The sequence below is a fragment of the Microbulbifer weihaiensis genome (assembly GCF_048323715.1).
Lineage (GTDB): Bacteria > Pseudomonadota > Gammaproteobacteria > Pseudomonadales > Cellvibrionaceae > Microbulbifer.
The window spans coordinates 57999-77116 of sequence record NZ_JBLWFL010000020.1; the positions used below are offsets into that span (position 1 = coordinate 57999).

Annotated in this window: 15 protein-coding genes; 11 read left to right on the forward strand and 4 right to left on the reverse strand. The window is 56.2% G+C overall.

Annotated elements, in window-relative coordinates; translation table 11 throughout:
* Positions 1-497 precede the first annotated feature (497 nt).
* Genes ACNKU7_RS17260 through ACNKU7_RS17285 form a run of 6 tightly spaced genes read left to right on the forward strand, consistent with a single transcriptional unit; the run spans position 498 to position 6515 of the window.
* A complete protein-coding gene (locus ACNKU7_RS17260) occupies positions 498-992 on the forward strand; it encodes a GspH/FimT family pseudopilin (protein WP_418298252.1) in 495 nt (164 codons plus the stop codon).
* A gap of 17 nt (positions 993-1009) precedes the next feature.
* Positions 1010-1507: a type IV pilus modification protein PilV gene (gene pilV / locus ACNKU7_RS17265; RefSeq protein WP_418298233.1), complete on the forward strand. Its 498-nt coding sequence runs from the start codon at positions 1010-1012 to the stop codon at positions 1505-1507.
* The gene (locus tag ACNKU7_RS17270) at positions 1504-2463 is read left to right on the forward strand and encodes a PilW family protein (RefSeq protein ID WP_418298234.1); all 960 of its coding nucleotides are present in this window, start codon (positions 1504-1506) and stop codon (positions 2461-2463) included. The genes pilV and ACNKU7_RS17270 overlap by 4 nt, the downstream gene beginning before the upstream one ends.
* Positions 2460-3008, forward strand: coding sequence for a pilus assembly PilX family protein (locus tag ACNKU7_RS17275; RefSeq protein WP_418298235.1), 549 nt, complete (start codon positions 2460-2462; stop codon positions 3006-3008). The genes ACNKU7_RS17270 and ACNKU7_RS17275 overlap by 4 nt, the downstream gene beginning before the upstream one ends.
* The gene (locus ACNKU7_RS17280; RefSeq protein WP_418298236.1) at positions 2995-6036 is read left to right on the forward strand and encodes a pilus assembly protein; all 3042 of its coding nucleotides are present in this window, start codon (positions 2995-2997) and stop codon (positions 6034-6036) included. The genes ACNKU7_RS17275 and ACNKU7_RS17280 overlap by 14 nt, the downstream gene beginning before the upstream one ends.
* 35 nt (positions 6037-6071) lie before the next feature.
* Positions 6072-6515 carry a type IV pilin protein gene (locus ACNKU7_RS17285; protein ID WP_418298237.1) on the forward strand — a complete coding sequence of 148 codons (444 nt, stop codon included), beginning with the start codon at positions 6072-6074 and terminating at the stop codon, positions 6513-6515.
* A gap of 44 nt (positions 6516-6559) precedes the next feature.
* On the opposite strand, the gene ACNKU7_RS17290 is transcribed toward ACNKU7_RS17285, so the two are convergent.
* From ACNKU7_RS17290 to ACNKU7_RS17300, 3 genes are all read right to left on the reverse strand, one after another.
* On the reverse strand, positions 6560-7159 hold the full coding sequence (locus ACNKU7_RS17290; protein ID WP_418298238.1) for a GspH/FimT family pseudopilin: 600 nt from the start codon (positions 7157-7159) through the stop codon (positions 6560-6562).
* 72 nt (positions 7160-7231) lie between these two features.
* The gene (locus ACNKU7_RS17295; protein WP_418298239.1) at positions 7232-8638 is read right to left on the reverse strand and encodes a sigma-54-dependent transcriptional regulator; all 1407 of its coding nucleotides are present in this window, start codon (positions 8636-8638) and stop codon (positions 7232-7234) included.
* Positions 8639-8682: 44 nt separating this feature from the next.
* Positions 8683-10341 carry a sensor histidine kinase gene (locus ACNKU7_RS17300; protein WP_418298240.1) on the reverse strand — a complete coding sequence of 553 codons (1659 nt, stop codon included), beginning with the start codon at positions 10339-10341 and terminating at the stop codon, positions 8683-8685.
* 94 nt (positions 10342-10435) lie between these two features.
* Between ACNKU7_RS17300 and ACNKU7_RS17305 the strand changes: the two genes are divergently transcribed.
* Positions 10436-12064, forward strand: a complete 1629-nt coding sequence (locus tag ACNKU7_RS17305; RefSeq protein ID WP_418298241.1) for an NAD+ synthase — start codon at positions 10436-10438, stop codon at positions 12062-12064.
* Positions 12065-12190: 126 nt separating this feature from the next.
* Here the strand turns inward: ACNKU7_RS17305 and ACNKU7_RS17310 are convergent, their stop codons facing one another.
* Complete coding sequence (locus ACNKU7_RS17310; protein WP_418298242.1) at positions 12191-13120, reverse strand: outer membrane protein assembly factor BamD; 930 nt, start codon at positions 13118-13120, stop codon at positions 12191-12193.
* A 127-nt stretch (positions 13121-13247) separates the two neighbouring features.
* Between ACNKU7_RS17310 and rluD the strand changes: the two genes are divergently transcribed.
* The 4 genes from rluD to ACNKU7_RS17330 all read left to right on the forward strand — a co-directional run bounded on the left by rluD (position 13248) and on the right by ACNKU7_RS17330 (position 19071).
* Positions 13248-14201 carry a 23S rRNA pseudouridine(1911/1915/1917) synthase RluD gene (rluD, locus tag ACNKU7_RS17315; protein ID WP_418298243.1) on the forward strand — a complete coding sequence of 318 codons (954 nt, stop codon included), beginning with the start codon at positions 13248-13250 and terminating at the stop codon, positions 14199-14201.
* Positions 14202-14237: 36 nt separating this feature from the next.
* Entirely contained in the window at positions 14238-14999 is a 762-nt protein-coding gene (gene pgeF / locus ACNKU7_RS17320) for a peptidoglycan editing factor PgeF (RefSeq protein ID WP_418298244.1), read from the forward strand.
* A gap of 250 nt (positions 15000-15249) precedes the next feature.
* Complete coding sequence (gene clpB, locus ACNKU7_RS17325) at positions 15250-17856, forward strand: ATP-dependent chaperone ClpB (protein WP_418298245.1); 2607 nt, start codon at positions 15250-15252, stop codon at positions 17854-17856.
* 51 nt (positions 17857-17907) lie between these two features.
* Complete coding sequence (locus ACNKU7_RS17330; RefSeq protein WP_418298246.1) at positions 17908-19071, forward strand: efflux RND transporter periplasmic adaptor subunit; 1164 nt, start codon at positions 17908-17910, stop codon at positions 19069-19071.
* Positions 19072-19118 lie beyond the last annotated feature (47 nt).

The window sequence follows — 19118 nt, forward strand, 5'->3', positions numbered from 1 at the left end:
AACCAAAGTGGTACGGTGAGAGCATAATTGCCGACCTCTGGTACTTATTGGCTAACGCTTCCAGATAATGTTTTTTGCGTCACGGGGTGGAGTGTGTGGCGTAATTTTCGTTTATTGCATTTTTAATACATAAACTGGCGATCTGTAAAAATAAGGGTAACTGAACTTTATGATCATTCTGTAGCTGTACTTGTAACGACGGTGCCACTTTTGGCTATTGGTGGTATAGGTGCACGATTTTTTTGCGCATACTAAATAGTGTTGTTTAAAGTTCTCAATTCTCTACGGATTATTCATTTCCAGATTTGCAGGCAACGTTCGAAAGCCTTTCGTAAATAAAACGCCTACCGCTAGTCGGTTTATTTTTGCCGTATATCGGCTTGTTATAAAAATACCGACTGTTGCACTTCTTCCATGACGCCGAATTGGTATAAATAGCGCGTCAGCCGATTTCCCAATGATGGGTTAATTCACAGTAAGGATTACACGTGAAAGTTATGGCACCTGCACGGATGTCTGCCGGTTTTACGCTGGTGGAACTCATGATAACGCTCTCCATTCTGGCCATTGTTACCTCTCTGGCCGTTCCCTCCTTTAACGACATGATCCGGCGTAACAAGCGGGTTGCCTGCGGCAATGAGCTGGTCGGCGCACTGCAATTTGGGCGTACCGAGGCGGTGCGTGTCGGCCGACCGGTTACCGTGACTGCGCCCAATGGGATTGAACAGGGCGTCGTCGTCTATCGAGACGATAACGGCGATGGAAATGTCGACAACGACGAAATCCTGCAGCAAACCGCCGCCTGTGACGTTGCATCTCTTGAAGTGACTACAGGTGATATAGAGTTTTCCTATCTGGCCGATGGGCAGACAAATATGGCTGATAACTTCGTGCTTGAGATCTGCGACGCGACGGCTGTCGGCGAGCAGGGAAGAAACATCAGGATCCTGACGAGTGGCGTGCTTCGCACCGCGCGTCTGGAATGCGATTGATAGGAAGGATATGCAGGATGCAAAACTTATCCATAAGCAGGCAACGGGGCGCAACCCTGATTGAAGTGCTGATAACGGTATTGATTCTTTCAGTGGGATTGTTGGGTTTAGGTGCAACCCAGATGCTCAGCCTGAAAAATGGCAACAATGCCAGCCAGAGTTATTTTGCCAGCCTGGCTGCATACGAAATTGCCGAGCGGATGCGGATAAACCCCATTGGCCGGACTAGTTACAACGCTTCCGTCGTTAATGACACTCTAACGCTTCAGGATTGCTCTCAAGCTATTTGTTCCGCCGCGGATCTGGCCAAAATGGATCTCTATGAGTGGGGGCAGCTGTTGTCGAGCAATTTGCCCGAGGGATCCGGGGCCATCGAGATAACGAATGATCTAGCCACTGGCATTGCCAGCGCCACCATTACGGTGAACTGGGCGGGCCAGCATACCGGTGCGAATACCGGCACCGCGGATGGTGGTGCCGAAGTGAAAACCTTTGTTCTGGTGGTGAATCTGTGAATATTTCAACGTTTAGCAGGCAAAAAGGCCTGTCACTTATCGAGCTGATGGTTGGCCTGGCACTAGCATCGGTACTTTTGTTGGGCGTACTGCAGATTTTTGACGCTAATCGCCGAACACATCTGCTACAGGAATCTCTGTCGCGCATTCAGGAGTCGGGCCGTATCGCAACCGATATGCTGGCCAAAGAACTGCGCAATGCGGCATTTACCGGGTGTGTAGTGGACAATGAATTCCTAATAGATCACCTGGGAACTGTTGGCGATTACATTTCCGGTATTGATAACGCGACGGCGCAGACGGCGGCGATTGGTGGCGCTGAGGTATTGGTTGGAACTGATGTTCTGACTGTCAAGGGGGCATTTGACGCCTGCGGGGGCAAGGGTCGGATTTCTACGAACCTTGGTGGCAATGTCATAGAGCTGACCGAAAGCTGCGGTCTGGTCGTAGGGCAAGAAGTATTAATCGCCAACTGCAATGCAGGCGATTACACCCGTGTACAGGAAATCAGCGGATCTGCCCCCATGGTAATGTTAACGGCGGAGCATGGGCTTGGAGCAGATTATGGGCCTGAAGCCAAGGTATACCGCTACTATGCCCGGACGTATTTCATCAGTCGCAGCGGCAATTTGCCCGGGCTTTATGTCAGTGAAAATGGCGGTGCGGCTCGAGAGTTGGTACCTGGTATTGAAGATCTGCAGGTGCGCTACGGGCGGGCGTCCCAGACCCCTGAAATCGTGGACATCTGGGGTGAGCCGCCGATCAATTCGGCAGAAAGTGAACAAGTGGCCGCGGTGCGCGTGCAGTTACTGGTGGCAGCCGATGAACGCATAGGAGCCAATCAATTTGAATATACCCCGCTTGGTGGCGAATTGACGCAGTCGGCTGATGATGGACGGCTACGTAAAGTCTATTCGGTACTGAGCAAAGTGCGTAACAGGGGGAATATTAAATGATGACTTCCAGCGTAAAAGCTCAAAAGGGAGCGGTTTTGGTTGTCTGCATGATTATATTGCTCATGCTGACAGTCATCGGTATTTCCGGAGCGAGAAATATCATTCTTCAGGAAAAAATGACGTTTGCCTCCAGGGATGCACAGATCGCATTGCAGGTGGCGGAAGCTGCTGCCCGGGCAGCGGAAGTGGAAATCAATAATCTGGAAGATGTCTCGGCGTCTTCGCTGGAAACAATAACAGGTCTTTATTCTTTCGGTGCTGCCCCTTCCGATATTTTTGATCCTGACAATTGGACGGATGCTAATTCTGGAAAGGTTGAAGTTACCATGGGCGGCAAGGTCTTTACTGGTCGCTACTTTATAGAATTACTCGGCGAGCCCGATCCCGTGCATACCAATGTCGAGGTGTCTGGATCCAGTGATGTAATACCTTTAGGCACCTATCATATTTTCCGTATCGTCGCGCTAGGTCGGGGTCTGGGCTCTACAGAGCGCGTTGTTGTTACTCATCAAGGGTTACGAGTAGAACAATATGAGAATAATTAAAATGAAAATAAATAAGTATTTTTCTGTGCGCAGAATCAGGAATGTTTTGAGTGTATTTTTTACAGTATTTTCAACAGCTATTTCTGCTGAGACGGCCCCGGGCCCGATTTCTAGTGTTCCGCTTGCGATGCAGGGTGGGGCAAAACCTAATCTGATGATCATGCTCGATTCTTCAGGTTCGATGGGTACAAATGTGCCGGATACTGATCCTGTCCAGACGCGCTCACAGGTAATGAAGGCTGCAGCGCAGAACCTGATCAACAGCCTTGATGATGAGTCGATGCGCGTGGGGGTAGCTAGGTTCAATGGTGGTAACGGCGCGACAATCCTGCACAATTTGTCTCTATTGTCCGCCTCCGAGAAAACGGCGATCAATAGTATTATTGGTGATATTCCTGCGAGTGGTGTTACACCGTTGGCTGAGGCGGCGTCAGATATTGGCCGATACTTTACATATGGCTATGCCTCAGATCGCAACCTCGAATTGCATCCTGGAAATTCATTTAATGTGCAGGCAGAATTCAAGCCGGTTTCTGATATCTTTAAAAGAAACCCTTCGTTTGCCAATTCATTGGATACGACTCCGGAAGTTGTTCAGTACTACTGTCAGAAAAACTTTTTCATGTTGCTTACCGATGGTGAGCCAAATGGTGACTTTAATGTCAGTGATGTATTGAAAGATTATGATGGTGATTGCCTATCGCAAGATGGTGATCCCTTAGAGGACGATAATTCTTGTCGTACGCATTTAGGTGGCGATGGGTCGGATTACCTGGATGATGTAACCACGGCAATGTATGACATGGACTTGCGGCCAGACCTGGATGGCCCGGATGCCAGTGCGCCCGTGAAAAACAATGTTTCCACCTATATGGTCGGGTTTGCTGAGGCATCACTGGCCAATAATCCCTTGATGTCCAGTGCTGCTTCGCAAGCGGGGGGGCAATATCTTTATGCTTCAGACGGGCAAGCCTTGCAGGCCGCATTCCGATCCATCCTCACGGATATTTTCTCCAAAGTCAGCTCCTCATCCTCTGCGTCCTTCAGCGCGACTTCGCTGAACAATGGCGCCAACGTCTTTCTTGCGCGATTCAATAGCGAAAGCTGGTCAGGAGATCTGGTGGCTCGCACAATAAGTTCCGAAGGGGAAATTTCCGAAAGCGATCTCTGGAGTGCTCGGAATCAATTTCCTGCACCGGCAAACCGATTGATTCTAACCAGCGTGGATGGCGTTGGGGAGGGGTTTACCAATGGCTTGATCGGTCGGGCAACCGAGACGGCACAGGAAGCCGACCTGAATATCAACACCGGTGCGGTTACCCCGAATGATGGCGGGGCTACCGATAGGTTGGCCTACCTGCGGGGATCCCGCGCAAAAGAGGGGGATGCGGCAACCGATTACCGACGTCGAGATGGTCTTCTTGGCGATATAGTACATTCTACGCCCACTTATGTCGGTGCCCCCAGTATCGTGAATGCGGGCTACGAAGCTTATGGCGATGGCGACTATTCTGCGTTTGTTGACGACAATGCAAGTAGAACAGGCGTTGTGTATGTCGGAGCCAATGATGGGATGCTGCACGGGTTCAACGCCGATACTGGTGAAGAACTGATCGCGTATGCTCCAGAATCCCTGTTTTCCCCCGAAAGCACCGAAGGACTGCACTACCTCACCAGCCAGGATTATGCGCATCGATATTATGTCGATTTGACGCCCACCGTTGCCGAAGCCTACTTTGATGACGAGTGGCACAGTGTTCTCATCGGTGGTTACGGCGGTGGTGGCAAAGGGTATTTCTTTCTCGATGTGACCGACCCCGATGATTTTACCCTGAATAACGCCAGCAGCATTGTACTGGGTGAGCTCAATGCCGATTCTGATGATGATCTCGGCCTTTCTTACAGCCGACCCAAAGTCGCCCGTCTGAACAATGGGCGCTGGGCAGTGATTTTCGGCAACGGCTATAACAGCGTGAATGGCGAAGCGGTGCTTTATCTGTACTACCTGGATGATGGATCGTTACAGAAAATACATACCGGCGTCGGTACTACAGATGAAAAAAATGGCCTCTCAACTCCGTCCCTCGCAGATCTGAATGGCGATGGGATCGTTGACTGGGTGTATGCCGGGGACGTCCAGGGCAATATGTGGTCTTTTGACCTGTGTAACCGACAGGACGAAACTTTATGTGACTCCGGCGATAATGCAGATGCGGGCTGGGGGCTGGCCTACGGCTCTGGCAACCCGCTGTTCACGACCGGAACTGCCAACGCGCGGGAGCCCATCACCACCGCGCCCCGGATTGCCAGAAATACCGATAATACTGTTGCGGCCAATGGCGGTTTCCCTAATCTCCTGGTGTTTTTTGGCAGCGGCCAATACCTGAATACCACTGATTTACAGGATACGCAGGGTACTGCCTATTACGCAGTTTGGGACAAGGGGAGTTTTAATCTGGATTCGGAAAACCTGGCCATCAGGACACTGGGCGTGGAGAGAGGGCTGAGAACCATCGATGGTCTACCGGTAAATTGGAGTGCGGATTACGGCTGGAAGATAGAACTGGCGGACGGCTCTGCAGGCGTCACGTCCACGGTCGGTGGCGAGCGAGTGATTGTAGAGTCGCACCTGATGGGCAGTGTTGCCTTCTTCAACACTGCAATCCCCAGTACCGCCACGTGTTCTTCTGGCGGCACCGGGTGGCTGATGAGCGTGGATTTGTTTTCTGGGCTCGCGCCCAAAATTCCGGTATTTGACGCGAACAATGATGGCGAGATCGACTCTACCGATTTGGGTTATGTCGGTGAGATGCCGTCTGATCTGAACAATAATTCCGGTACTTCCAATGGTGGTAGCGAAGAAGGACTGCTGGATAGCGGCACATTTATTACCCGTGATGGGGGCGCTATCTCCGGTGAAGGCAAGTTCTGTATTAATCTCAATGGCAACCTGGTGTGTACGGATCGCCAGTGGTCCGCGGATTCGTTGCAGGGGCGCCTTTCCTGGGAAGAGCTGGTAAGATACTGATCGTCCTGAACTTAGTGACCGGAGTAGAGTGATTTATGCGTGTTCCATGCTCAAAGAATAAAGGGTTTACGCTGATTGAACTGATGATCGTGGTGGCGATTGTGGCGATTTTGGCTGCGGTTGCGATTCCGTCTTACCAAAACCAGGTGCGTTCTTCCAATCGTGCTGATGCGCAGGGTGCGTTGATGAGCTTTGCCCAGGCTATGGAGCGTCATTTTACCGAGAATGGCTCCTATGAGGGAGCAGCGACTGGAGGTGGCGATACTGGTGCACCAGCAATTTTCCCGACGGAAGCGCCTTTGGATGGTGCTGCCAAGCATTATGATCTGGCTATCACTCAGGCGACGGCGAGCAGTTACCTTCTGACTGCGACGCCGAAGGGCTCAGTACAGGCTAATGATGGCAGTATGACATTGAGCTCGTCCGGCCAGAGGCTCTGGGACAAGGGCGCCACTGGTACCCCTCACAAGCCCTGGTAAAACTCCTCAAACGCGCTGGAAGCGGCACTATAAGATGTTCGCTTTCAGCAACTCAAGTTATCTCCCTGTCCATTTTCCGCAATGCCATCTCCATTGCCGTCTCTGCCAAAATAGGGGCGTCCGCTCCAGTAGTAAACAATAATCCAGCCATCGCTTGCTTCACCGTTGCGTGGGCAGTATCTGAAGTGCCCGCCACTCGTCAGGGTGCCATCGGGCTTGTAGCGCAGGTGAGGGAACAGCCCCCCGCGAAGAAAGAGGCTGCTGTTCTCCGGTGCCGCAGGAATGGTTTGCAGTACCTGCTCGTCAGCAGTGCGGGAGCCATCTTTATTCTCATCGAGAAATATGATGCCGCCATAGCTGAAATTGTTTCTTTGATTACAGCTCGCTGCATCGCTGGAGGCGCATAACACGACGTGCTTTTGGCGGGAAACGGCGATGGTTCTGGCAAGGTTGATGCTGGAGAAAAGCTCGCGACCTATGGCTTTGTTGCGAATATTTTCGCTCATGTTGGTAAAGGCGGGGATCGCCAATGTCGCTACTATGCCCAGAACGGCCAGTGTTACCAGCAATTCGACCAGCGTGAAACCATAATGGCCGACGATATCGGATGGATGCCTGCTATTCATTTGCACGTCCTTTTGCAAATGAATACAGCATATCAAGCTGAGAGCCTCAGCCAATCACGAGGCATTACAGCACTGTTGTTCCACTTGTTGCTACGCTTCCAGCCCCAGTTTTTTCAGGCGGTAGCGCAGAGAGCGGAAGGTGATCCCCAATTTTTCCGCGGCTGCTGTTTTATTCCATCCGGTCTCGGCAAGCGCGTCCTCGATTGACTGGCGCTCAATATTCTCCAGTAGCTCATCCAGTGAATTTATCGGAGAGATGGTGAGTTTCTCGGGGTGGATTACCGGTGTATAACGGGAAGTCTCGGGTGAGACAGCCGCATTGTGTTGGGCATCGTCAGCTGTCGCGGAACAGGCGTACGAATCGAGTTGAAGGTGCTCGGCCTTGATTGTGTTGCTGTCGCAAAGCACGTGGGCGCGTTCGAGAATGTTTTCCAGCTGCGGAAGGTTTCCCGGAAAGGGATACCCCTGCAGCGCCGCCAGTGCCTCTTGCGAGATCCTCGGCGTAGGATGGCCGGTGCGTGCGGCAATTCCGCGCATTGTGCTGCGGGCGAGCAGCGGAATATCTTCCGGACGATTTCGCAGGGCGGGAACGGCGAGCTCTATGACGCTGATACGGTAGTAGAGATCACTGCGAAAGCGCCCGGATGATACTTCGTGGGCGAGTAACGTACTGGTGGTGCTCAGTATACGGGTATCGAATGGTATCTCGTCTGCGGAGTTAACCGGGCGCACGCATTTTTCCTGCAGCGCCTGTAGTAACTTGAGCTGGATATCCAGTGGCAGTTCGGTAATGTCCTCCAGCAGCAGGCTGCCGCCATTGGCCTGTTCAATTAGCCCTGTTTTTATTTCGCCAGGCTCTCGCGAGCCAAATAAAACAGCGTCCAATTGTTCTTGGGGGATCGTACTGCAGGTCGCTGTGATAAATGGGCGTTCGGCTCGGGGGCTGCGCGAGTGAATGGTTCTGGCTGTTAATTCCTTGCCGGAGCCCGATTCTCCGTAGACAAGAATTGGCGCATTGCTATGCGCAACTTTTTCGATTTGCGCCCGCAGGTTTTGTATTGCCGAGGACTGCCCCAGTAACGCGGCGGGGAACTCTGCTGGTGGCGCTGTGTTCTCTTGCCGAAGTTTCAGGGCGAGCTGTACCAGTGAGCGCAGACGCTCCAGATTAACCGGCTTGCTGACAAAATCGAATGCGCCGAGTTTCAGTGCCGTGATCGCGGTGTCCATATTGCCGTGGGCCGTCAATACCGCGACGGGGAGGGCGCGATCGGGCGCGCGCCTTTGAATTTCCTCGACCAGTTGCAGGCCATCACCGTCCGGCAGCTTCATATCCGTCAGGCAGAAATCATACTGTTTTTCCTGCAGTCGCCGGCTGGCTTCAGCGACGGACATGGCAATGTCAGCCCGCACTTTCATACGATGCAGCGTCATGGACAGCAGATCGCAGATGTCCGGTTCGTCATCGACAACCAAGGCTAGGGGTTGGCGTTCTGGCATGGCTTACAGCTTATGTATTGGAATTATTTTGATTACGTGAAGACTTAAAACACCTGGTCGGCGCTGGAAAATTCTACCCGGAAGCAGCTGCGTTTGTCGTCGCTGCGGCAATAGTAAATATTCGCGCGAACGGCTTCACACAGCTCGCGGGCAATGTACAGGCCGAGGCCGGCACCATTGGCTTCCGTGGTGAAGAATGGCTCAAAGATCTGGTCTCTGTGCTCCTCCGCAACCCCCCGGCCTTTGTCGAGGACTTCCAGTCGTGCACATGCCCGCTGCGGCAAATATTCCACACGCAGTTCCACCTCGCGCCTGCCGGTGGTCGAGCGCGAATGGTGCAGGGCATTGTTACACAGGTTTGTGAGAACCTGTGCAAGCTGATCCGGTGCAAAGCGGGCCATCACCGGTCCACTCCCGAGGGAAACGGTGATCTGTGCATCCTCCGGTGCCCCCCGGCGGTAGTCTTCAATAAACTGAGGCAGCCAATGGCACAGGTCGAGCCGCTGTGTGCTGGCTTCTTTTCTGCGGGAAAGCTGCATGACATTTTCAATAATCTGGTTTACGCGTTGACTGTGGCGGCAGATTATCTCGGTGAGTCGCCGATCCTCATCGGAGATTTGTTCCGATTCGGCGAGTAGCTGCGCAGCGTGACTGATTGCTCCCAGGGGGTTGCGAACCTCGTGGGCGATGGAACCCGTGAGGCGGCCAAGTGAGGCGAGTTTTAGCTGTTGGGCCTGTTGCGTCAGTTTTCGGTTGTCTTCGATAAAGACCAGTGTGCTGGAACCGGGGCCGGGAGGGAGTTTCGTGTGGCTCAGTTTAAGTTCGCTATTACCGGCGCCGCGAACCAGTCGGTGCTTTTGGCTGGTGTCGCTGCGCAGGACATCAATTTCTCTGCGTAATGGTTGCTCGATGGTATCGCCGGCGTGTTGCTGATTGCCCAGTAACTGCTGGGCGGCGCGGTTGACCAGTTCGATTTTGTCGTGCCGGTCGAGCACCAGTACACCGGTACGCATTTGGGCAACAATCTGTTGGGTAAGGCGCTGCAGGTGAGCCGCTTGCTGGCGAACCCGCTCCGCTTTCCGGTTCGCGAGGCGAATATGGCCAGACAGGTATTGCAGGGCGCTGACCGAGGTGAACAGCAGTACACCCAGGCTGCCGGCAGATACAACATCCCGGGTTTCAGCCGTGCCCAACACCATGCCCGCCACCTGCTGTCCGATGACAGCAATACTCACGATGGCCGCGAGGAAGGCCCCCATTCGCCGATCCAGTAGCAGCGATCCCACTGCGCAGGTAGTGAGCAGCAGGTAGCCGACGCCGGAGCCGAGTCCCCCGCTGGCCTGAATCAGGAGCAGGAAAGTGATCACGTCGCAGCCGAGAATACTGCCAATGCGTCGCGGCGAGGCGTGGAAGCCAGTGCGGAACAGGTAGGCCAGCCACAGTATATTGAGCACCGAATAGGTGACGGCGGTATTCAGGTACAGTGCCGGAAAAAGGGTGCCTACTGTGCCGCGGCTTACACCGCTGATAAACAATGTGAGCAGAATCAGGGCGATGGCAACGCGATACCAGGCATAAATACGCAGGAGATCTCTCTGGCGCAGGTGCAGGTTACCGCCGCCAAAGCCAGAACTCGTGGGTGTCGACGGCAGAATAGGGATTGGGGCGTCTTGCGCTGATTGGCTGGAGCTCGCGCTGGTCAAAATTTATTCTCGTTATACGATGTCTGGGAGTGCTGTTGTTGTGCACCCGACTGGCGCGGCTACAATAGCCGCCTCAGTTCAATGGGGTAAAAAGATGTCTACTTTGCAGCTAGTACTGGCGCAAATCAATCTGCTGGTGGGGGATATCCCCGGCAATACTGACCAAGTGGTCGAAGTCGCCCGGCGCGCCCATCGGGAGCACGGCGCAGATCTGGTGCTGTTCCCAGAGCTGACGCTGTGCGGCTATCCGCCGGAGGATCTGCTGCTGCGCCCGAGTATGCAAAAACGGATAGACGCGGCACTGGCACAGCTGAAGCAGGCGGATTTGCCCTGCGCGGTGCTGATCGGTTATCCACGGGTGGTGGCTGGTGCAGTATTGAACATGGCCGGTCTTATCCAGGATGGCGAGTTGGTCGCGGAATACGCAAAGCAGAAGCTGCCCAATTACCAGGTATTCGACGAGCTGCGCTATTTCGTGCCCGGCGACCAGCCGTGTGTGGTGGATATCAAGGGCATTCCCACCGCGATCACGATTTGCGAAGACATCTGGCACCCGGAGCCGGTGATGCAGGCCGAGCGAGCCGGCGCCCGGCTGATGCTCAATATCAATGCCTCCCCATTCCATCGTGGCAAAGCCCAGCAGCGCCTTGCACTGCTGGGGCGCCAGGCGCAAGCGGGCAATATGCCGATCGTTTACGTGAACTCTGTCGGTGGTCAGGATGAACTGGTGTTTGACGGAGGATCCTTTGCCGTCGACGCCAACGGCGACCTGCGCGCGCGCGCGCCGGAGTTTATCGAAAGCCTGTTGCCGGTCACTGTCGTCGCTGAAGAGGGCGGCGTGCGCCTGCAACCGGGCAACGATGCCCGACCATTGGAAGACCTGGCCTCGGTCTACCAGGCGCTGGTGCTCGGGGTGCGGGATTACGTGAATAAAAACGGCTTTAAGGGGGTGGTGCTTGGGCTGTCCGGCGGCATCGACTCGGCATTGACGCTGGCAATAGCGGTTGATGCGCTGGGGCCCGACCGGGTGGAGGCGGTGATGATGCCCTTCCGCTACACTTCGGACCTGTCCAAAAATGATGCCGAGGATCAGGCGCGCCGCCTGGGGATCCATTACCGTGTCATCAGTATCGAAGGTATCTTCGATGCCGCCATGACGGCGCTGGAGAGCGAGTTTGCCGGCAGCGAGCGGGACACCACCGAGGAAAACCTGCAGGCGCGTGCGCGCGGCATGCTGCTGATGGCCATCTCCAACAAGAAAGGCTTCATGGTGCTGACCACAGGCAACAAGAGTGAGATGTCGGTGGGTTACGCCACGCTCTACGGGGACATGGTGGGTGGCTACAACGCGCTCAAGGATGTGCCCAAGGTGCTTGTGTTCGCGTTGTCCCGGTACCGCAATACCATTTCTGAAGTGATCCCGGAAACCGTGATTACCCGCCCGCCCAGCGCTGAACTGGCGCCGGATCAGGTGGATTCTGACAGTTTGCCGCCCTACGAAATCCTCGACCAGATTCTGAGCCTGTACATCGATCACGACCACAGCGCGGCGTATATCATCGCACAGGGCTTCGACGAGGAGACCGTGATGCGGGTGGTGCGACTGGTGGATCGCAATGAATACAAGCGCCGCCAGGCGCCCGTCGGTGTGCGGATCTCAGAGCGGGGCTTCGGGCGCGACCGCCGTTACCCGATCACCAATGGCTGGAAGGCTGGGGAGTAACCGGGCGAGCGCGGTGGAAGCCGGCTTGCGAGAGTCGGCAACCAACCTAAAGCGGCACCCACAGTACCGCCAGATACAAAAAAGCCCCGCATTGCGGGGCTTTTTTGTTCGCCTGCTGACCGGGCCTTATAGCTCCGGTGGCAGCGGCGCGTCTTCCTGACGGTATTCGGCGTTGTACAGCTCGCGGCTGTCGAAACCGCGGGGGTCTGATTTCTCGAACAGACCCAGGGTGACCCAGTGAATGAGGCTGCGGTCACTGGCGCCGGCATAGTACTTGTAGTTAAACGTGCCATCGTTTTCAAAGGCCGGGTGATGCGGGTAGTTGGTGCGCAGCACGGCGAGTGAATTGGCTTCCAGTTGCGGCATTTCGAGCAGGTGGTATGCCTGCACCATCACTGCCAGCGCATCCGGAACCGCGGGGGTCTGCTGGAAGTTCTCGACCACAAAGCGTCCGCGATTCGCCGCTGCCAGGTAGGCACCGCGCTTGAAGTAGTAGTTGGCTACGTGGATTTCATAGCGCGCCAGCAGGTTGCGCAGGTGGATCATGCGCTTCTGCGCGTCCGGCGCATAGCGGCTATCCGGGTAGCGAGCCATCAGCTGGGAAAAGTACGCGAAAGACTCGCGCGCAGAACCCGGATCACGGCGGGTCATGTCGGTAGGCAGAAAACGCTCAAACAGGCCGCTGCCCTCGGTGAAGGAGGCCAGCCCCTTCATGTAATAGGCGTAATCCACATTGCGATGCTGCGGGTGCAGGCGGATAAAGCGATCCGCCGCGGAGATGGCTGCGTCGTTCTGATAGTCGCGGTAGTAGGCGTAGATCAGTTCGAGTTGCGCCTGTTCGGCGTAGTTACCGAACGGAAAGTTGTCCTCCAGGGCACGCAGATTCTTGATGGCCAGCTCCCACTGGCTGGATTTCAGCTGGCGCTGGGCCGCTTCGTAAAATGCCTGTTCGGTACGGTTACCAGAGGGCAGGCCCTCTTGCTCTTCGTCCGTGCTGGCGCAGGCTGTCATCAGTACCGCCAGCAGTGCCAGCCACAGAGTTTTCCAGGCCTGCATAGCCCCTCGCTCTATCATTATTTGTCTCAACCTTATTAAACTAGCCGCCCTTTTAAATTCACCGGGGGCTGAAGGGCAGCTATTTAACCATAGTGCCAGTCCAGCCCAAAGTATTAGACCGCGTCTGATGAGCAATCAAATACATATCGATATCCAGGTGCCGGCAGAGTATGCCGGCCAGAGGTTTGACCAGATCGCAGCCGATTTGATCCCTGACTACTCCCGTGCCCGCCTGCAGGCGTGGATAAAGGGGGGGCAGCTCACCGTCGATGGGCGCACCGCCAAGCCCAAAGACAAGCTGTATGGCGGCGAACAGCTCCAGTTGCGGGCCGAGCTGGAACCGCAGGGGGAATGGCAGGCGCAGGAGATGGCCCTGGACATCGTCTACGAAGATGACGACCTGCTGGTGATCAACAAGCCCGCCGGCCTTGTTGTGCACCCCGCGGCCGGCAATCCGGATGGAACTCTGCTGAATGGCCTCCTGGCGCACTGTCCCGGGCAACAGAACATCCCTCGAGCGGGTATCGTCCACCGCCTGGACAAAGACACCACCGGCCTGATGGTGGTCGCCAAGACCCTGCCGGCACAGGTGGATCTTGTGGATCAGCTGAAGGAGCGCACGGTCAGCCGCCAGTACGATGCCATTGTCCAGGGCAACCTGAGTGGCGGCGGTACGGTAGAGGCACCCATCGGCAGGCACCGTACCAACCGCCTGAAGATGGCCGTGCTGGATTTTGGCGGTAAGGAAGCGATTACTCACTACCGTCTGCAGGAGCGTTACCGGGCGCAAACCCTGGTTCGCTGCCAACTGGAGACCGGGCGCACGCACCAGATTCGGGTACATATGGCGCATATTCACCACCCCCTGGTGGGCGATCCGCTCTACGGCGGCCGCAGCAAGGTTCCGCCCGGCGCTTACCCGGAGCTGATTTCTGCTCTGCAACAGTTCCCCCGGCAGGCCCTGCACGCAGCGGAACTGGCGCTGTACCATCCCGTGACTGGTGAGCCGATGCACTGGTCGGCGCCCATGCCCGAGGATATGCTGCAACTTATCCAGTTGCTGCGGGACGACAATCACTGATCGAAACCGGGCTGCTTCCCGATAACAGGACAAAACATGGCTGCCGAACACTATCTGATTCCCGACTGGCCAGTACCGGCCAATGTGCGCGCTTACTTTACCCTGCGCAATGACGGCCACAGCAGGGGCGCCTATGCAGCGTTCAATCTTGCCGATCATGTGGGGGATGACCAAGACGCGGTCGCTGCCAACCGTGCGCAGCTGGCCGATGAGCTGGGCTTGCCGAATCCTCCGCAGTGGCTGGAGCAGATTCACAGTGACAAGGCGGTAGTCGCAAAGTCCGATGGCAAAGTGCGTACCGCGGATGCGAGTTTCACCGCTGATGCGGGCGTGGTGTGTGCCGTGCTTACGGCCGATTGCCTGCCGCTTTTGATCAGCAACCGCGCTGGCACCGAAGTCGCCGCCATTCACGCCGGTTGGCGTGGTCTTACCGGTGGTGTGATCCGGGAGACCGTGAATGCGATGAAGAGCGCTCCCGAGGATCTGCTGGTGTGGCTTGGCCCGGCGATTGGCCCGGAGGCATTCGAATGTGGCGTGGATGTATTGGAAGCGGCGTTTGAGTCGTCAATGAGTGCGGAGCATGCGGAGGCGATTGCCAGGTGCTTCGTTCCTCACGCGCAAAAGCCTTTGCATTTCCTCGCTGATATTTACGCGCTTGGTCGCGCCGAGCTCGCCGAACTGGGTGTCAGCGACATCTATGGTGGTGACCGCTGCACCGTCAGTGATGAGAACGCTTTTTTTTCCTACCGTCGCGATGGCGACACCGGGCGCATGGCATCACTCATCTGGTTTGAATGATGTCGCTTTTTTCTTCTTGTGGCAGGATCCGAAACCCTGCCCGCGTGATTGTCTACCTGCCTCCCTCCCAAGGTCGGGTGAATATGTCGACGCCCGCCGAATAAATACCCCTTCTTTTCGAGGGGGTATTGAAAACCCTCCGTCCGCCCGCAAATAACTGATCAGCACTAGACTGTATTCGTCATTGCGTTACCGCGCGTCGCCTACTTTTATGTCCGGCGCGCCAATGATCAGGAGAGGGTAAGAAAAAATGCGCATAGACCGGATGACCAACCCGTTGCAGGCCGCGATTGCCGACGCGCAATCGATTGCCGTGGGCCGTGACCACAATCAGATTTACCCCGAACACCTGCTGCAGGCGCTGCTCGATCAGTCCAACGGCAGCACCACCGCGTTTCTGTCCCAGGCCGGCTTCAATATCAACGGTCTGCGCAATGATCTCGCCAAGCGCCTCGACAGCCTGCCGACGGTTGGCACGCCGACCGGCGATGTGGGCATGTCGCAGGAGCTGATGCGGCTGTTCAACCTTGCAGACAAAAAAGCGCAGAAAAATGGCGACAGCTTTATCGCCAGTGAAACCGTATTGCTGGCGGCGTTTGATCCGGCGGCGGGTGAGGTCTCCAGAATCCTCAACGCCCACGGAGACCTGAAGCACCTGCAAGATGCGATAACCAAGATTCGCGGTGACGAAAAGGTCAATGACCCACAGGCAGAGGAGGCCCGCCAGGCGCTGGACAAATACACGCTCGACCTCACCGCGCGCGCCGAGGCGGGCAAGCTGGATCCGGTGATCGGCCGCGATGATGAAATCCGCCGCACTATCCAGGTGTTGCAGCGCCGCACCAAAAACAACCCTGTGTTAATTGGTGAGCCCGGTGTGGGCAAGACTGCCATTGTTGAGGGGCTGGCCCAGCGTATTGTAAACGGCGAGGTACCGGAGGGGCTGAAGGACAAGCGCCTGCTGTCACTGGATCTCGGTTCATTACTCGCCGGAGCCAAGTTCCGCGGTGAATTTGAAGAGCGACTGAAAGCGGTACTGAATGAGCTTTCCAAGCAGGAAGGCCGCGTAATCCTCTTTATCGATGAGTTGCACACCATGGTCGGCGCCGGCAAGGCCGAGGGCGCGATGGATGCGGGCAATATGCTGAAGCCCGCGCTGGCCCGCGGTGAGCTGCATTGCGTGGGTGCCACCACGCTGGACGAATATCGCAAGTACATCGAGAAAGACGCTGCGCTGGAGCGACGCTTCCAGAAAGTGCTGGTGGATGAACCCAGCGAGGAAGACACCATCGCGATTCTGCGCGGCCTCAAAGAGCGCTATGAAGTACACCACGGTGTGGATATCACCGACTCGGCCATTATTGCCGCCACCAAACTGTCCCAGCGCTACATCACCGACCGCCAGCTGCCGGACAAGGCGATTGACCTGATCGACGAGGCCGCCAGCCGCATCCGTATGGAAATTGATTCCAAGCCGGAAGAAATGGACAAACTGGAGCGTCGCCTGATCCAGCTCAAGATCGAACGTGAGGCGGTGAAAAAAGACAAGGACGACGAAGCCGCGAAAAAGCGTTTGGACAAGCTGGAACAGGATATCGACAAGATCGAAAAAGAATACGCCGATCTGGAAGAAATCTGGAAAGCGGAAAAGGCCAAGCTCGCCGGCAGTGCCGACATCAAGAACAAACTGGAGCAGGCCAAGCTGGATATGGACGCGGCGCGCCGCGCTGGCGACCTGACCCGCATGTCGGAACTCCAGTACGGTGTTATTCCGCAGCTGGAAGAACAGCTCAGGCTGGCATCGGAAAGCAAGGACACCAGTGACAATCAGCTGTTGCGCAACCGCGTCACCGACGAGGAAGTGGCGGAAGTGGTTTCGCGCTGGACCGGTATTCCTGTGTCCAAAATGCTCGAAGGCGAGCGGGAAAAACTGCTGAAAATGGAAGGCGCCCTGCACAACCGGGTGATCGGCCAGGACGAAGCGGTCGAGGCCGTGGCCAATGCGGTGCGGCGTTCCCGCGCCGGGCTTGCAGATCCCAACCGACCCAATGGCTCCTTCCTGTTCCTCGGCCCCACCGGTGTGGGCAAGACCGAGTTGTGCAAGGCGCTGGCGCAATTCCTGTTCGATACGGAAGATGCCATGGTGCGCATCGACATGTCGGAGTTTATGGAGAAGCACTCGGTCGCCCGACTCATCGGCGCGCCTCCCGGTTATGTGGGTTACGAAGAGGGGGGGTACCTGACCGAGGCGGTACGCCGCAAGCCCTACTCGGTGTTGCTGCTCGATGAAGTCGAGAAGGCGCATCCGGATGTGTTCAATATCCTGCTGCAGGTGCTTGAAGATGGTCGCCTGACGGATGGCCAGGGGCGCACAGTGGATTTCCGCAACACGGTGGTGGTGATGACCTCCAATCTGGGGTCGGATCTGATTCAGAAATACGCCAGCGCGCGCGATGACGACGAGGTCGATAGCGAAATTCACTACCGGCAGATGAAAGCGGCGGTCATGGATGTGGTGGGGCAGCATTTCCGCCCGGAATTCATCAACCGTATCGATGAGGTCGTGGTATTCCACCCGTTGAATCGGGCTGAAGTACGCTCCATTGCAGAAATCCAGCTGCAGAACCTGCGCAAGCGCCTGGCGGACCGGGATCTGAAACTGGAGGTGGCGGAGCCGCTGCTGAACAAACTGGCGGATGTGGGTTTCGATCCGGTCTACGGTGCGCGGCCGCTCAAGCGCGCCATACAGATGTGGTTGGAAAACCCGCTGGCCCAGGATGTGCTTTCCGGCAAGTTCGGACCGGGGGATACCATCCACGCAGAGCTGGAAGGCGACAAGGCCGTTTTCCATAAATAGCGGGTCTTCCCGATTTGCACAGGGACGTGCGGGGATCAATGGAACTGATGTATGACACTGGCACGGCAGATATTTAACCGGCGCATGCTGTGGATGCTGCTGGGTTGCCTGCTGGTGTTCGGCGGTATTTTCGGCTTCAAGCTGTTCGGCAAGTACATGATGAACAAGGTGTTCGACAACATGTCCCTGCCGCCCGCCACGATTACCGCGTCCCCTGTCGAGCGCCAGCGCTGGCAGGTCATCCTGAGCGCGGTTGGCAGCCTGCGGGCGGTCAACGGCGTGGATGTCACCACCCAGGCCCAGGGTGAGGTCAAGGCGATTTATTTTGAGTCCGGTCAGCAGGTCAACAAAGGTGACCTGCTGATGGAGCTTACCGCGGCACCGGAAACGGCGCAGATTGAAGTGCTGGAAGCTGAGCGCCGGCTTGCGGAGCGGGATTTCAAGCGTATATCCGCCCTGTATAAAAAAGGCGTGGCAACCCTGCAGGAACTGGATCGCGCCCAGGCTACCCAGGATCAGGTGATTGCCAACCTGGCGGTGCAGCGCGCGACGATCAATGAGCGCAGTATTCGCGCGCCCTTTTCCGGGCAGCTGGGTATCCGTCAGGTCGATCTGGGGCAGAATGTCTCGCCTGGGGATGCGGTGGTTTCACTGCAACAGCTGCACCCGATTTATGTGGACTTCTCCCTTGCCGAGCAGGATTTTTCCCGCGTGCGGGAGGGGATGTCGATCACTGTTTCCGCACCGGCCATACCCGGTCAGCAGTTTGATGGCCGTATCACTGCCATTAATCCCGCCGTCGACCCCCGCAATCGCACATTCCTGCTGCAGGCGACACTGGAAAACGCCGAACGCCGCCTGCGCCCGGGTATGTTTGCCGATGTGGTCGTGAAAGTGGAGAAAGCCCGCGACGTACTGGTGGTACCGCGGACGGCGATCAGTTTTGCACCTTACGGCAATGCCGTTTTCGTGATCCAGAAGCCCGCGGCCGCCACCGGTGGTGCTTCATCGGAGCTGCCTGAGCTGGTAGCCATGAAGCGGTTTGTAAAAACCGGTGAAGAGCGCGGAGACCTGATTGAAATTGTCGAGGGGCTCAAAGGTGGTGAATTGGTGGCGACCAGTGGGTTGCTGAAGCTGCGCAATGAGGGCGCAGTGATCGTCAACAACGAAAACCCGCCGCCCCGGCAAAAGGATCCGCAACCGGATAACAGTTAGTGCGCCCGAGCTGGAGCCTGACCCACTTTGGGCAATGCTGACAGGGA

What these genes read in the sequence shown, in the direction of transcription:
- ACNKU7_RS17260 (WP_418298252.1), top strand. Translation starts at nt 498, where the DNA reads ATGGCACCTGCACGGATGTCTGCCGGTTTTACGCTGGTGGAACTCATG.
- pilV (WP_418298233.1), top strand. Translation starts at nt 1,010, where the DNA reads ATGCAAAACTTATCCATAAGCAGGCAACGGGGCGCAACCCTGATTGAA.
- ACNKU7_RS17275 (WP_418298235.1), top strand. Translation starts at nt 2,460, where the DNA reads ATGATGACTTCCAGCGTAAAAGCTCAAAAGGGAGCGGTTTTGGTTGTC.
- ACNKU7_RS17280 (WP_418298236.1), top strand. Translation starts at nt 2,995, where the DNA reads ATGAGAATAATTAAAATGAAAATAAATAAGTATTTTTCTGTGCGCAGA.
- ACNKU7_RS17285 (WP_418298237.1), top strand. Translation starts at nt 6,072, where the DNA reads ATGCGTGTTCCATGCTCAAAGAATAAAGGGTTTACGCTGATTGAACTG.
- ACNKU7_RS17295 (WP_418298239.1), bottom strand. Translation starts at nt 8,638, where the DNA reads ATGCCAGAACGCCAACCCCTAGCCTTGGTTGTCGATGACGAACCGGAC.
- ACNKU7_RS17305 (WP_418298241.1), top strand. Translation starts at nt 10,436, where the DNA reads ATGTCTACTTTGCAGCTAGTACTGGCGCAAATCAATCTGCTGGTGGGG.
- ACNKU7_RS17310 (WP_418298242.1), bottom strand. Translation starts at nt 13,120, where the DNA reads ATGCAGGCCTGGAAAACTCTGTGGCTGGCACTGCTGGCGGTACTGATG.
- rluD (WP_418298243.1), top strand. Translation starts at nt 13,248, where the DNA reads ATGAGCAATCAAATACATATCGATATCCAGGTGCCGGCAGAGTATGCC.
- pgeF (WP_418298244.1), top strand. Translation starts at nt 14,238, where the DNA reads ATGGCTGCCGAACACTATCTGATTCCCGACTGGCCAGTACCGGCCAAT.
- clpB (WP_418298245.1), top strand. Translation starts at nt 15,250, where the DNA reads ATGCGCATAGACCGGATGACCAACCCGTTGCAGGCCGCGATTGCCGAC.
- ACNKU7_RS17330 (WP_418298246.1), top strand. Translation starts at nt 17,908, where the DNA reads ATGACACTGGCACGGCAGATATTTAACCGGCGCATGCTGTGGATGCTG.